This window comes from Desulfurivibrio alkaliphilus AHT 2, from assembly GCF_000092205.1.
Lineage (GTDB): Bacteria > Desulfobacterota > Desulfobulbia > Desulfobulbales > Desulfurivibrionaceae > Desulfurivibrio > Desulfurivibrio alkaliphilus.
Genome location: NC_014216.1, coordinates 1942160 through 1955026, shown reverse-complemented (window position 1 = coordinate 1955026; position 12867 = coordinate 1942160). Strand labels below are relative to the sequence as shown.

The 12867-nt window shown below is 61.3% G+C and carries 10 protein-coding genes and 1 tRNA gene; 9 read left to right on the top strand and 2 right to left on the bottom strand.

All coding sequences use genetic code 11. The features are described 5' to 3' along the window. Positions 1 to 20: 20 nt before the first annotated feature. The 6 genes from argS to argJ all read left to right on the top strand — a co-directional run bounded on the left by argS (position 21) and on the right by argJ (position 8127). Positions 21 to 1688: an arginine--tRNA ligase gene (gene argS, locus DAAHT2_RS08480; RefSeq protein WP_013163885.1), complete on the top strand. Its 1668-nt coding sequence runs from the start codon at positions 21 to 23 to the stop codon at positions 1686 to 1688. Positions 1689 to 1724: 36 nt separating this feature from the next. Continuing rightward, entirely contained in the window at positions 1725 to 1937 is a 213-nt protein-coding gene (locus DAAHT2_RS08475) for a hypothetical protein (protein WP_013163884.1), read from the top strand. Beyond that, a complete protein-coding gene (locus DAAHT2_RS08470; RefSeq protein ID WP_013163883.1) occupies positions 1937 to 2461 on the top strand; it encodes an N-acetyltransferase in 525 nt (174 codons plus the stop codon). Before DAAHT2_RS08475 ends, DAAHT2_RS08470 begins: the two co-directional genes overlap by 1 nt. Before the next feature lie 37 nt (positions 2462 to 2498). After that, entirely contained in the window at positions 2499 to 5042 is a 2544-nt protein-coding gene (gene secA, locus DAAHT2_RS08465; protein ID WP_013163882.1) for a preprotein translocase subunit SecA, read from the top strand. A gap of 203 nt (positions 5043 to 5245) precedes the next feature. Beyond that, positions 5246 to 6913 (top strand): methyl-accepting chemotaxis protein, encoded by a 1668-nt coding sequence (locus DAAHT2_RS08460; RefSeq protein WP_013163881.1) that lies wholly within the window; start codon positions 5246 to 5248, stop codon positions 6911 to 6913. A gap of 2 nt (positions 6914 to 6915) precedes the next feature. After that, a complete protein-coding gene (argJ, locus tag DAAHT2_RS08455) occupies positions 6916 to 8127 on the top strand; it encodes a bifunctional glutamate N-acetyltransferase/amino-acid acetyltransferase ArgJ (protein WP_013163880.1) in 1212 nt (403 codons plus the stop codon). A gap of 155 nt (positions 8128 to 8282) precedes the next feature. On the opposite strand, the gene DAAHT2_RS08450 is transcribed toward argJ, so the two are convergent. Then, positions 8283 to 9263 (bottom strand): bifunctional riboflavin kinase/FAD synthetase, encoded by a 981-nt coding sequence (locus DAAHT2_RS08450; RefSeq protein ID WP_013163879.1) that lies wholly within the window; start codon positions 9261 to 9263, stop codon positions 8283 to 8285. Positions 9264 to 9417: 154 nt separating this feature from the next. Between DAAHT2_RS08450 and DAAHT2_RS08445 the strand changes: the two genes are divergently transcribed. From DAAHT2_RS08445 to hflC, 3 genes are all read left to right on the top strand, one after another. After that, a tRNA-Leu gene (locus DAAHT2_RS08445) sits at positions 9418 to 9504 on the top strand. A 427-nt stretch (positions 9505 to 9931) separates the two neighbouring features. Next, positions 9932 to 11026: an FtsH protease activity modulator HflK gene (gene hflK, locus DAAHT2_RS08440; protein WP_013163878.1), complete on the top strand. Its 1095-nt coding sequence runs from the start codon at positions 9932 to 9934 to the stop codon at positions 11024 to 11026. 38 nt (positions 11027 to 11064) lie between these two features. Then, entirely contained in the window at positions 11065 to 11997 is a 933-nt protein-coding gene (gene hflC / locus DAAHT2_RS08435) for a protease modulator HflC (protein ID WP_013163877.1), read from the top strand. A 148-nt stretch (positions 11998 to 12145) separates the two neighbouring features. Here the strand turns inward: hflC and thiE are convergent, their stop codons facing one another. Then, complete coding sequence (thiE, locus tag DAAHT2_RS08430; protein ID WP_013163876.1) at positions 12146 to 12790, bottom strand: thiamine phosphate synthase; 645 nt, start codon at positions 12788 to 12790, stop codon at positions 12146 to 12148. Positions 12791 to 12867 lie beyond the last annotated feature (77 nt).

The following is a 12867-nucleotide window of genomic DNA, read 5'->3' as shown; positions in this document are numbered from 1 at the left end:
ATTGAGGAATAGAGCCAACCATGATCAGGACACGGGTGCAGGCGGCCGTTGACCGCTGTTTCGCCTTGGGCGTTGAACGTGACTTATGGACTGCGGCCGCCGCCGGCGGTTACGCGGTGGAGGAGCCCAAGCGGGCCGGGCAGGGAGATTTTGCCACCAACCTGGCCATGGTGGTCGCCGGCCGGGAAAAACGCAAGCCACGGGAGATCGCCGAGGCCCTGGTGGGGCTGCTCAGTGATCCCGCCAACAACGGTGACTTGTTCGCGCGGGTGGAGGTGGCCGGGCCGGGTTTTGTCAATTGCTTTGTCAAGCCTGAGGTCTGGCAGGGGGTTGTGCCGGCCGTGCTGGCCCGGGGCGAGGATTACGGCCGGGGTCACAGCGGGGAAGGGCGCTCGGTGCTGGTGGAATTTGTCAGTGCCAACCCCACCGGTCCCTTAAGTGTCGGCCACGGCCGCCAGGCGGTGCTGGGGGATGCCATTGCCCGCTTGCTTACCGCCGTCGGCTACCGGGTGACCAGGGAATACTACTATAACGACGCCGGCCGCCAGATGCGGGTGCTGGGGGAATCGGTGCAGGCCCGCTACCTGGAGTTGCTGGGCCGCTCCGGTGATTTCCCGGAAGACGGTTACCAGGGTGAGTATATTCGGGAGATCGCCCAGGCCCTGGTAAATGAACAGGGTGAGGCCTTGAAGGATGCTCCCGATCATTTGCCTTTCACCAAAAAGGCCGAAGAGGTGATCTTCGCCGACATCAACGCCACCCTGGCCCGCCTGGGGATCAAGTTCGACCATTACTACAACGAACACACCCTCTACGAGCAAGGCCTGGTGGATGATGTGGTGGCCAGCCTGCGCGACAAAGGGCTGGTTTACGACCAGGACGGGGCGGTTTGGTTCAAGACCACCGAGTTTGGTCTGGAGCAGGATCGGGTGATCATCAAGTCCAGCGGTGAGCCCACCTATCGCCTGCCGGATATTGCCTATCACCGGGAAAAAATGCGGCGCGGCTATGACTGGCTGGTCAATGTGCTGGGTTCCGACCATATCGCCACGGTGCCGGATGTGATGGCCGGCCTGGAAGCCCTGGGGTACGATTCCGGCAAGGTCACCACCGTGATCCACCAGTTTGTCACCCTGATGCGCGAGGGTCAGCAGGTGAAGATGTCCACCCGCAAGGCGACCTTCGTCACCGTCGACGAGTTGCTGGATCTGGTGGGGGCAGACGTGGCCCGCTTTTTCTTTCTGATGCGCAAGGCCGACAGCCAGTTGGAGTTCGATCTTGATCTGGCCACCAAGGAGGGCCAGGAAAACCCGGTTTATTACGTGCAGTATGCCCATGCCCGGCTCTGCAGTATTGAGCGCCAGGCCCGGGAAAAGGGCGTGGTGCCGGCGGCGGCGGAAGAGATCGATTTTTCCCGTTTGGAGCAGGCCGAAGAGCTTGATCTGCTGCAGGCCATGGCCGGGTTGCCGTCCCTGCTGGAAAGTGCTGCCGGGGCTTTAGAGCCCCACCGGGTGGTTTTTTACCTCCAGGATATGGCCGCCAAATTCCATGGCTATTACAACCGCCACCGGATCGTGGGTGAGGATTTAGCGTTGAGCCAGGCGCGGTTGGCCCTGGCCCGGGCCCTGCGGGTGGTCTTTGCCAACGGTCTGCAGTTAATCGGGGTCAGCGCCCCGGAAAGTATGTAGGCGATGGTAACCGAACAGCGGGAGTAACCAAACGGTATGGCGGCGGCGCGACGGGGCAAAAAGAAGACGGTGGTCAGGGTGGAATTGGGCTGGGGTGGCCTGTTCAGTCTGGCGGTGGTGGTGTTCTGTATTTTTCTGTGGATGTTTCTGCTGGGCCTGTGGGCCGGCCAGAGTATTCTGGCGCTGCTGCCCGAGGGAAGTACCATCGGTACCAACATGCTGCAGGCAAACCAGGGGAGATATTGGTGATGATGGCTGAACAATTCCAGACCGCCGGCAAGCGGGCCCACGGCCCCGCCCTCCCATTTGTGGTGCGGGCCGCCCGCATGGATGATGTGCGGGCCATTTACGCCCTGCTGCAGTTTTTTGCCGGCCGCAATCTGTTGCTGGGCCGTTCGCTCAGTTCCCTTTACGATCACCTCCGGGACTTCAAGGTGGCGGTGGCCGCCGATAACGACCGGCAGGTGCTGGGGGTCTGCTCGTTGCATATCTGCTGGGAGAACCTGGCCGAAATCCGCTCTTTGGCGGTGGCGGAAAGCTTCCAGCAGGGCGGGGTCGGCCGGGCCCTGGTTTTGGCTTGCCTGGATGAGGCCCGTAATTTCGGCATTTCCCGGGTCTTTACCCTGACCTACCAGCCGGAGTTTTTTAAAAAGATAAACTTTCGCCCCATCGACAAAAACGAGTTGCCCCACAAGGTATGGAGCGACTGTATCAACTGCCCGATGTTCCCGGACTGCAACGAAGAATCGTTGATCTGGGAGGCCGGGGAGTGAGCCGGTGCCATTTTTTGGTGCCTAAGGAGATTGCCCGATGTTGTTAAAAGTAATGAAAAAATTGTTCGGCAGCCAGAATGAGCGGGTGCTGAAGTCCCTGCAGCCCATGGTGGAGCGGATCAACGCTTTGGAACCCGAGATCGCCCCCCTGGACGACGCCGCCCTGGCCGCCAAAACCGTCGAGTTCCGGGAGCGCCTGGAGCAGGGGGCCACCCTTGACGATCTGCTTCCCGAGGCCTTTGCCGTGGTCCGGGAGGCCTCCCGCCGGGTGCTGTCGATGCGGCATTTCGATGTCCAGCTCATCGGCGGCATTGTGCTGCACCAGGGCAAGATCGCCGAAATGAAAACCGGTGAGGGCAAGACCCTGGTGGCCACCCTGGCGGTCTACTTAAACGCCCTGACCGGCCGCGGCGTCCACGTGGTAACGGTAAACGATTACCTGGCCCGCCGGGACGCCGAATGGATGGGCCGGCTCTACAACTTTCTGGGGCTCACCGTCGGGGTGGTGATCCCCGGGGTCGACGATGCCGCCCGCAAGGAGGCCTACGCCGCCGATGTAACCTACGGTACCAATAACGAGTTCGGCTTCGATTACCTGCGTGACAACATGAAATTCAGCCTGGATGATTTCTGTCAGCGCCCTCCCCATTACGCCATTGTCGACGAGGTGGACAGCATCCTCATCGACGAGGCCCGTACCCCGCTGATCATCTCCGGGCCCGCCGATGTCTCCACCGACCTCTATGTCAAGGTCAACACCCTGATCCCCCGCTTTCAGCCCGAGGTGCATTACACCGTCGACGAAAAGGCCCGCTCGGTCTCCTTAACCGAGGATGGGGTGGCCCTGGGCGAGGAACTGCTGGCGGTGGAAAACCTTTATGATCCGCGCAACATTGAGCAACTCCACCATCTCAACCAGGCCCTCAAGGCCCACGTGCTGTTCAAGCGGGACGTGGACTACCTGGTGGCCGACGGCCAGGTGGTGATTGTTGATGAATTCACCGGCCGGGCCATGACCGGCCGCCGCTTCAGCGACGGCCTGCACCAGGCTTTGGAGGCCAAGGAAGGGGTCAAGGTGGAGCGGGAGAATCAGACCCTGGCATCGGTGACTTTCCAGAATTATTTTCGCATGTACGAAAAACTCGCCGGCATGACCGGTACCGCCGACACCGAGGCGGCCGAGTTCAAAAAGATCTACAACCTGGACGTGGTGGTGATTCCCACCCATCACCCGATGGTCCGGGAAGATCACCCGGATGCCATCTACAAGACCCTGGCCGCCAAGTACCGGGCCATCGTGCGGGAGATCAAGGAGCTGCACCAGGAGGGGCGGCCGGTGCTGGTGGGCACGGTGAGCATCGATGTTTCGGAGAAGATTTCCGGCCTGCTCAAGAAGGAAAAAATTCCCCATTCGGTACTCAACGCCAAACAGCACGCCAAAGAGGCGGAGATTGTGACCGAGGCCGGCCAGCAGGGAAGGGTGACCATCGCCACCAACATGGCTGGCCGGGGTACCGATATCAAGCTGGGCGAGGGCGTGCCCGGCCTGGGCGGGCTGCATATTCTGGGCACCAGCCGGCACGAGTCGCGGCGGATCGACAACCAGCTCCGGGGCCGGGCCGGACGCCAGGGCGACCCCGGTTCCTCGCGCTTTTTCCTTTCCCTGGAGGACGACCTGCTGCGGGTCTTCGGCTCCGATCGAATTTCCGGGATCATGGACCGGCTGGGCATGGAAGAGGATGAGCCCATTGAACATAACATGATCAGCAAGGCCATAGAAAACGCCCAGCGCAAGGTGGAAGGCCACAACTTCGAGATCCGCAAGCACCTGCTGGAATATGACGATGTCATGAACAAGCAGCGGGAGGTGATTTACGGCCAGCGACGGGAGCTGCTGGAGAGCAGCGACCTCAAGGAAGCAGTCACGGAGATGGTCACCGAGCAGGTGCAGGCCCTGGCCGCCGACATCGGGGACGCCAATATCCCCTCGGTGGACTGGGACTGGTCGGCCCTGGAAGAGCGGGTCAATGATCTTTTCTTCTTCCCCCTGGATTGGGACGAGGCGGCCAAAAGTGAGCTTAACGCCGCCGAGCTGGAATCCCGGCTGCTGGAGTTGGTTAAAAAACGTTACCAGGAGCGGGAGGAGGAGATTGGGGCCGACAACATGCGTCAGTTGGAACGGCTCCTGCTGCTGCAAATGGTAGACAGCCATTGGAAGGAACATCTGCTCAACATGGATCACCTCAAGGAGGGCATCGGCCTGCGCGGCTACGGCCAGAAAAACCCGCTGATCGAGTACAAACGGGAAGGATTCAAAATGTTCCGGGAGATGATCGACCGCATGGAGGAGCAGACGGTGCGCACCCTGTTCCGGGTCCGGCTGGTCAGAAGTGACGATGTTGAAGAGCTGGAGTCCCAGCAGCGCAACCGCCGGCAGCCCATGCAGTTGAGCCGTGGAGAAGGAGGAGCCGAGGCCGGGGCTCGCCAGCCGGTAACCCGGCAGGGTGACAAAGTGGGACGTAACGCACCGTGCCCCTGCGGCAGCGGCAAAAAACATAAACGCTGTTGCGGCCGGCAATAGCGAATGTCGTTGCCACTACAAAGTGGTGTTTTTGATAAAAAAACCAGGGTATTTGGGCTGAAATAATTGTTATCACTGTTAACTTTATGGTAATAAACCCTGACGCTTGTATTGACCAGCGTAAGAGGGTGGCGCTTGCGCCTGCCATGGTAGCGGCTTTCCCGCCGTGTACGAGCCAAAAGCGGAAAGGAGCGGTTAACGGTATGACAATCGTGCAAAAAATTCTCGGTGGCTTCGGACTGATTATCCTGCTGATGGTGTTCGTCGGGTTAGGTAACAGTCTGGCGGTGCGCAGCATGCAGCAGCAGAGTGATGAAATTGTCACTGGACTGCAACTGGATGGGGAGCTTACCCAAAGGGAAGTGGATCATCTGATCTGGGCAGACCGGGTGCGGGATTTCATTGAAGATGAACAGGCTGTCCGGCTGGAGGTGGAGACCGATTACCGGCGCTGCGGCTTCGGGCTTTGGTATTACGGCGAGGGCCGGCGGCAGGCGGAGCAGTTGGTGCCCAGCCTGGCCCCCTTGCTGGCCAGAATTGAGCAGCCCCACCGGGAGTTGCATGAAACGGCGGTGGCCATTGAGCAGGCCGCCGACCGCCGGGAGGCGGCCAGGATTTATGCCCGGCAAAGCGTCCCGGCCCTGCAGGGAGTGCAAGGATTGCTGGGTGAAATCCGGGCGGAAACCACTGATGAGGTGCGCAGCCGGGAGGAAACGGCCCGCACAACCATGCGGACAAGCTCTCGGGTGGTGGCCGGTTCCTTGGCCCTGGCGGCCTTATTTGCCGGTGCCATTGGATTTCTGACCTATCGCGGGCTGACTTCGGTGATGGGCAATGTCGGCCGGGAGTTGGCGGAAGGGGCCAACCAGGTGGCTGCTGCCGCCAACGAAGTTTCCTCCTCCAGTCAGAGCCTGGCCGAGGGTTCCACCGAGCAGGCCGCTTCGGTGGAGGAGATCTCCGCCTCCTTGGAAGAAGTGACATCCATGACCCAGCAGGATGCCGACAATATTCGCCAGGCCAACAGCCTGATGGATGAGGCCGGCCGGGTGATCAGCGGGGCTGAAGCATCCATGCAGCGCCTGGTGACCTCCATGCAGGAGATTTCCCGGGCCAGCGCCGAGACCCAGAAGATTGTCCAGACCATCGACGAAATTGCCTTCCAGACCAACCTGCTGGCCTTGAATGCGGCGGTGGAGGCGGCCCGGGCCGGCGAGGCCGGGGCCGGTTTTGCGGTGGTGGCCGATGAGGTGCGCAATCTGGCCATGCGGGCGGCTGAAGCGGCCAAGAATACCTCCAGCCTGATCGACGGCACGGTGGGCAAGATTCAGAGTGGCTCGTCGCTGGTCGATGAAACCAGCGGCAGCTTCAAAACCACCACCGAGTCCATCGGCAAGATCTCCACCCTGATCCGGGAGATTGCCGAGTCATCCGCTGAACAGTCCAAGGCGGTGGCGCAGGTGAACTCAGCGGTGTTGGAAATTGATACCGTGATCCAGCGAACCGCCGCCACCGCTGAGGAATCGGCCTCGGCTTCCGAACAGTTGAGCGCTCAGTCGGCGGTGTTGCAGGAGATGGTACGCCGGATGATCAGGGCCATTGGCGGCATTGACGAAAGTATTTTTGCCGTCGATGCGGCTCCGGGAGGGCAGCTTAAGCGCCCGCCCACCGGTGGTGGAAGCGGCCGAGCGGCCAGCCGGCCGACTGCGCGCCGGGCCCTGCCCGGCCCGGTCGGCAAAAAAACGGCGGCAGGTGCCGGGGCCGCCGGCCTGGCGGGAAGCAGTAAGGCCGCCGGCGAGGGCAACCGCCCGGCGAAGAAGAAGAACATCGACGAGATTTTTCCGTTGGACGATGATGATTTTGAGGATTTTTAACGGTGGACGTACGAGGTTTTAAAGCGGCGGCGGTCAAATCTGGCATCCGGGGCAAGGATCGGCTTGATCTGGGGCTGATCGTCAGCGAGGTGCCGGCTGCTGCCGCCGGGGTCTTTACCACCAGCCGGGTGCAGGCCGCCCCGGTAATGCTGGGGCGCCGGCGGCTGAGCGGTGGCCGGGCCCAGGCTATCCTGGTCAACTCCGGTATTGCCAACGCCTGCACCGGGGACGGCGGCTTGCTCAATGCCCGCCTCTGTGCGGCTATGGCCGCCGATGCCCTGGGGGTTGAGGAGGAGCTGGTACAGCCGGCCTCCACCGGGGTTATCGGCATGCCTCTGGATATTGAATGCTTCCGGCGAGGTATCCCCAAGCTGCAGGTCGCCCTGGCCGGTGAGCCTGCCTCGGCTGGCGATGCGGCGCAATCGGGACTTGATGCTGTGGCCCGGGCCATGATGACCACCGATACGGTACCTAAAACCGCCGCCCGCCGCTGCGATCTGGGCGGGGTGGAGGTACGCCTGGCCGGAGTGGCCAAGGGGGCGGGGATGATCATGCCGGACATGGCCACCATGCTCTGCTTCATCCTCACCGATGCCGCCGTCGAGCCCGATTTGCTGAGGGCCATGCTCAAGCGGAGCGTGGAGGCCTCTTTTAACCGGATCAGCATCGACGGTGATACCTCAACCAACGATACGGTACTGCTGCTGGCCAACGGCAGGTCCGGAGCCCCGCCGCTGGTGGCAGGCTCCGAGGCGCAAAGCCTTTTTCAGCAGCAACTGGATGATCTTTGCCTGGAACTGGCTCGCCGGATCGTCGCCGACGGGGAAGGGGCCACCAAACTGGTGACCGTTCGGGTGGAGCAGGCCGCCGATGAACTTCAGGCCCGGGCAGCGGCCCGCACCATTGCCAACTCCAGCCTGGTAAAAACCGCCTTCTTCGGCGAGGATGCCAACTGGGGCCGGATCATCGCCGCCCTGGGGCGCAGCGGGGCCGAATTTGACCCCGAGCAGGTAAGCATCGCCTTTGACGACGTGCCGATGGTCGAAGCCGGGGTGGGCCTGGGAGCGGAAGCCGAAGCCAGGGCCACCGAAGTGCTGCGCCGCCCCGAGTTTACCCTCACCATCAAGCTTAAGGCCGGCCCCGCCGCCGCCCACTACCTGACCTGCGATCTGTCACTCGACTACGTAAAGATCAACGCCGACTACCGCACCTGAAAGGCCCAAAACCTGACAGCCCAATTTGAACGGCCTTAAATCGTCAGGTAATCGTTCAGCAGCACCGCAGGTTGCGGCAAGCAGTTCGGCGCCGCGTACCCCAGGTACGCAAGCCGGACTGATCGCCGCAAGATGCGGTGCTGCTGGACGATTACCTAATCATTGAATTTTTCGGCGCAGTAGAGCCAGAATTCTTCCTCGGCGGCGGCCAGCACCTCTTTGGCCTCGGTTACGTCACGGGCGATCTGGGCCGCCAGTTCTTCCGGGCCGCTGAATTTGCGCTCGCCGCGCAGGTGTTTGAGCAGGTTGATCTTGATCGGCTGGCCGTAGATATCCTGGTTGAAGTCGAAGATATGGGTTTCCGCCGCCAGCTTGCTGTCGGCGAAGGTGGGGTTGTAGCCGATATTGAGCACCCCGCCGTAGCATTTGCCGCCGTATACCACCTGGGTGACGTAAACCCCGTGTTTGGGGCAGAGGTCATGCTCGTTGAGGCTGAGGTTGGCGGTGGGAAAGCCCAGGATGCTGCCGCCCCGTTTCTTGCCCACCTGCACCACCCCGCGCATCTGGTAGTAGCGGCCCAGCAGCTTGGTGACGTCCTCCATCCGCCCTGCCGCCACCAGCTCGCGGACCTTGCTGCTACTCACCACCATGCCGTCCACTTTGAAGGCGGGAATCACCCGCACGGTGAACGCCTGCTTCTTGCCGCAGGCTTCCAGGAAATCGGCATCGCCCCGCCGGCCCTTGCCGAAGGCGTAATCGTAGCCCACCACCAGCTCGCGGACCCCCAGGGTGCCAACCAGCACCTGGTCGACAAACTGTTCCGCGTCCATGGCGGCGAATTCCTGGGTGAAGGGAATCACCAGCAGGGCGTCGATACCGGCCATGGAGATCAGTTCAACTTTCTGCTCGTAGGTGGAGATCAGCTTGATGCCGATTTCCGGGCGCACCACCTGCAAAGGGTGGGGTTCGAAGGTGATGGCGACTCCGGTGCCCCGGTGGCGGCGGGCCAAGTCGCTGACCGTGTTGAACAGCTGCTGGTGGCCCATGTGCACCCCATCGAAGTTGCCGATGGTCACGCAGGCGTGGGGGAAGGGGGCGGGAATCTGATCCAGGCTGGTATAAATTTTCATGGGCATGGTGGTAATCCGTTGTTTGCAAGTACCGCCGGGGTGCGGCAACTAATTGTTGTTACGTTAGCTCCGTTGAAATCGGACAGCTTTCGATAAGTTTGTCCGATTTAGCTTGACAAAAAAGCCCGGCCGTCTATATTATCGCCTCTTCAACGGTGCTGCCGAAGTGGCGGAATTGGTAGACGCGCTAGGTTCAGGGTCTAGTGGGGGTTCCCCCGTGGGAGTTCGAGTCTCCCCTTCGGCACCAGCAAGACGATAAAAGCGCAATCCTTCGGGGTTGCGCTTTTTTTGTGGCCCCTGCGGCAGGGTTTGCCGGGCCGGTGCCGGGTGAGCGCTTTCTAATGAGCTTCCGGCAAAAAGTCAAGCCAAGCCTCCGTAAACGTTCAGCAGTGCCGCAGGTTCGGGCGATCAGCCAGGCTTACGTACAGGGGGTACGCTGCGCCTGGCTGCTTGCCCGAACCTGCGGCACTGCTGAACGTTTACGGCCTTTTGATTCAGCAGCTTCTTGGTCATGGTTGGCGGTTGCAAGCCTCCCGGGGTGGAAGCGACCCGGGAGGCTTGTCGGCAAATAAGGGTTGAAGCGTTCGGTGAAATAAGGCAAACTAGCAGCTTGCGGCAGTTTTGATTTAGTTACCGACTACCAGTTAAACCGGATTTTTAAAAGGACGGCTTTTATGGCATGGGACAATCAGCAACCCCCTTGGGGTCAGCGCAAGGGCGGTCAGTCGCCGGAAGAGCAGCTGGCGGCTTTGGTGCAGAAGATTAAAAATTTTTTTGAAGGCGGTGGCCAGGGGGGCGGCGGTGATCGAGGCTCCGACGGTTCCCGGACCCCCGGCTTCAACCCCGGCCTGATCGCCGGGGTGATCGGGATGATCCTGGTGGTCTTTCTGCTGGCTTCATCATTCTACACCATCCGGCCCGGCGAGCAGGGGGTGGTGCTGCGTCTGGGTGCTTATTACGCCACCACCCTGCCTGGCTTGAACTTCAAGATTCCCTTGGTGGATGTGGTGCACAAGGTGGACATGGAATCGGTGCGGAAAGAGCAGTTCGGGTTCCGCACCCGCCGGGTGGCCGATCGTACCCAGTACCAGAAGGAAGGCTACACCCGGGAGTCGTTGATGCTCACCAGTGACCGTAATGTCATCGACATGGAGTGGGTGGTCCAGTACCGGGTTTCCGACCCTTACCATTTCCTCTTCCGGGTGCGTGATATTTCCCCGGCCGTCCGCGATGTCAGCGAGATGACCCTGCGCCGCCTGGTGGGCAACATGGACTTTGACGCGGTGCTCGACGGCCGGGCCATCCTGGCCGACGCCATGGCCCGGGAACTGCAGGAAACCCTGAATCGTTACGAAAGCGGGATCCAGGTCATCACCGTGCAGTTGCAGGACGTCAACCCGCCGGAGCCGGTCAAGCCCGCCTTCAACGAGGTCAACGAGGCCGATCAGGACATGCAGCGGTTGATCAACGAGGCCGAAGAGATTTATAACCGCGAAGTTCCCCGGGCCCGGGGTGATGCCCGCCGGATGGTGGAAGAGGCCCACGGTTACAAGGTGGAACGGGTCAACGAGGCCGTGGGGCAGACCGCCCGCTTTACCTCCCTGCTCGATGAATACGCTCGGGCCCCTGAAGTTACCCGCCAGCGGCTCTACCTTGAAACCATGCGAGAGGTGCTGCCCCAGGTGGAAGAGGTGGTGGTCATCGACCGGGAACAAAAATCCCTGCTGCCCCTGCTCAATCTGGGCGGCGGCGCTAAGGTCGGCAACTGAGCGGCAAAGAAAACGGTTAAGCTAAAGCGGAGGCTTTCGTGAAAAATATAGTTCGTATCGCCCTGATTGCAGTTATCGTCGTTCTGGGCCTGGTGGTGGCCAACGGGATTTATGTGTTGCCCGAGGACCGGCAGGCGGTGGTTACCCAGTTCGGTCGCCCGGTGGGCGAGCCGGTCACCGAGGCCGGCTTGCAGTTCAAGCTCCCCTTCGTCCAGGATGTGACCTATTTCGACAAACGGATCCTCACCTGGGACGGGGACCCCAACCAGATTCCCACCCGCGACAAAACCTTTGTCCATATCGACGCCACCGCCCGCTGGCGGATCAAAGACCCCCTGCAGTTCATGCAGTCGGTGCATAACGAAACCCAGGCGTTAAACGTGCTGGATGCGATTATCGACGGTACGGTGCGCGACTTCGTCAACCAGAACAACCTGGTGGAATTTATTCGCAGCTCCGACTGGGAGCCGCACACCATGCGGGTAAGTATGCTGGAGCCGGCGGAGATCGAGCATGTCTCTTTGGGGCGGGACGTGATCACCAACATGATCCACGAGCGGGCTGCCGAGGTGGTGGCCCAGTACGGCATCGAGCTGGTGGACGTGATGCTGCGCCGGGTCAACTACATCGATACCGTGCAGCGCCGGGTCTTTGACCGGATGATCTCCGAGCGTAAAAGAATCGCCGCCGACCTGCGCTCCCGGGGTGAGGGCAGCAAGGCCGAGATCCTGGGTAAGATGGAGCGCGACCTGATGGAGATCCGCTCCAACGCCTCCCGCGAGGCCCAGACCCTGCGCGGTGAGGCCGACGCCGAAGCGGCCCGGATCTATGCCGAGGCCTACAGCCGGGATCCGGAGTTTTACCGTTTCTATAAAACCCTGGAGACCTACCAGCAGACCCTGGCGGGCAACACCCGCCTGGTCCTGACCACCGAGTCGCCGATCTACCGCTACCTGGAAACCATCAAGTAGCTGTAAGCGAACAGCCGCACCGCATCTTCGGGCGATCAGCCAGGCTTACGTACAGGGGTACGCGGCGCCTGGCTGCTTGCCCGAACCTGCGGCACGGCTGTTCGCTTACGGCCCGTTAAACCGGCAGTTTAGTACCCTTGGTGAACGGTTACAAGTAGCTCAGCCACTCTTTTGCTTCGGCGGAGATGTCGGCGGCCTGGGTCAGGGCGGTGACCACCGCCGGTCTTTTTACCCCGGCGGCCAGCAAGTCCGGCAGGTGATGCTTTTTGATGCCGCCCATGACCGTGAAGGGCAGCGGGGAGTGGCGCGAGAAGCGGGCGATGGCATCAATGCCCAGCACCTCGCGGGGTTCTTCCTTGGTGCCGGTGGGAAAGAGCGGGCCGATGTTGTAGTAGGAAGCACCACGCGCTTCGGCGCTGGCGGCCTCTTCCTCCCGGTTGCAGGAAACTCCGATGAGCAGCTCCGGCGCATAGCGGCGCACCTCCTCGCAGGGCAGATCGTCGTTGCCCAGATGAACTCCATCGGCTTCGCTCAGCAGGGCGACATCCAGGCGGTCGTTGACGATCAACAGGGCTCCGGCGGCCCGGGTGAGTTCCCGGAACATCCTGGCCTTGCCCAGCAGGGTACGGCCGTCGGCCTCCTTGTCGCGCAACTGCACGATCTTGACCCCGGCCGCCAGCACCGCCTCCAGCCACTGGCGGTCACTGCGTCCCATGGCCAGTTTCTCACAAGAAACCGGGTAGAGGGTTGCTTCCTCGATAAACTTTTGCAATCGCTGCTGGTAAGTGCTCATAAAATCTCCTGATGTCAAAGTGTCGGCTTTCAGCTTGAAAACTGCCGTCGGCGACGTTAAAATAACGGATTCTGTTA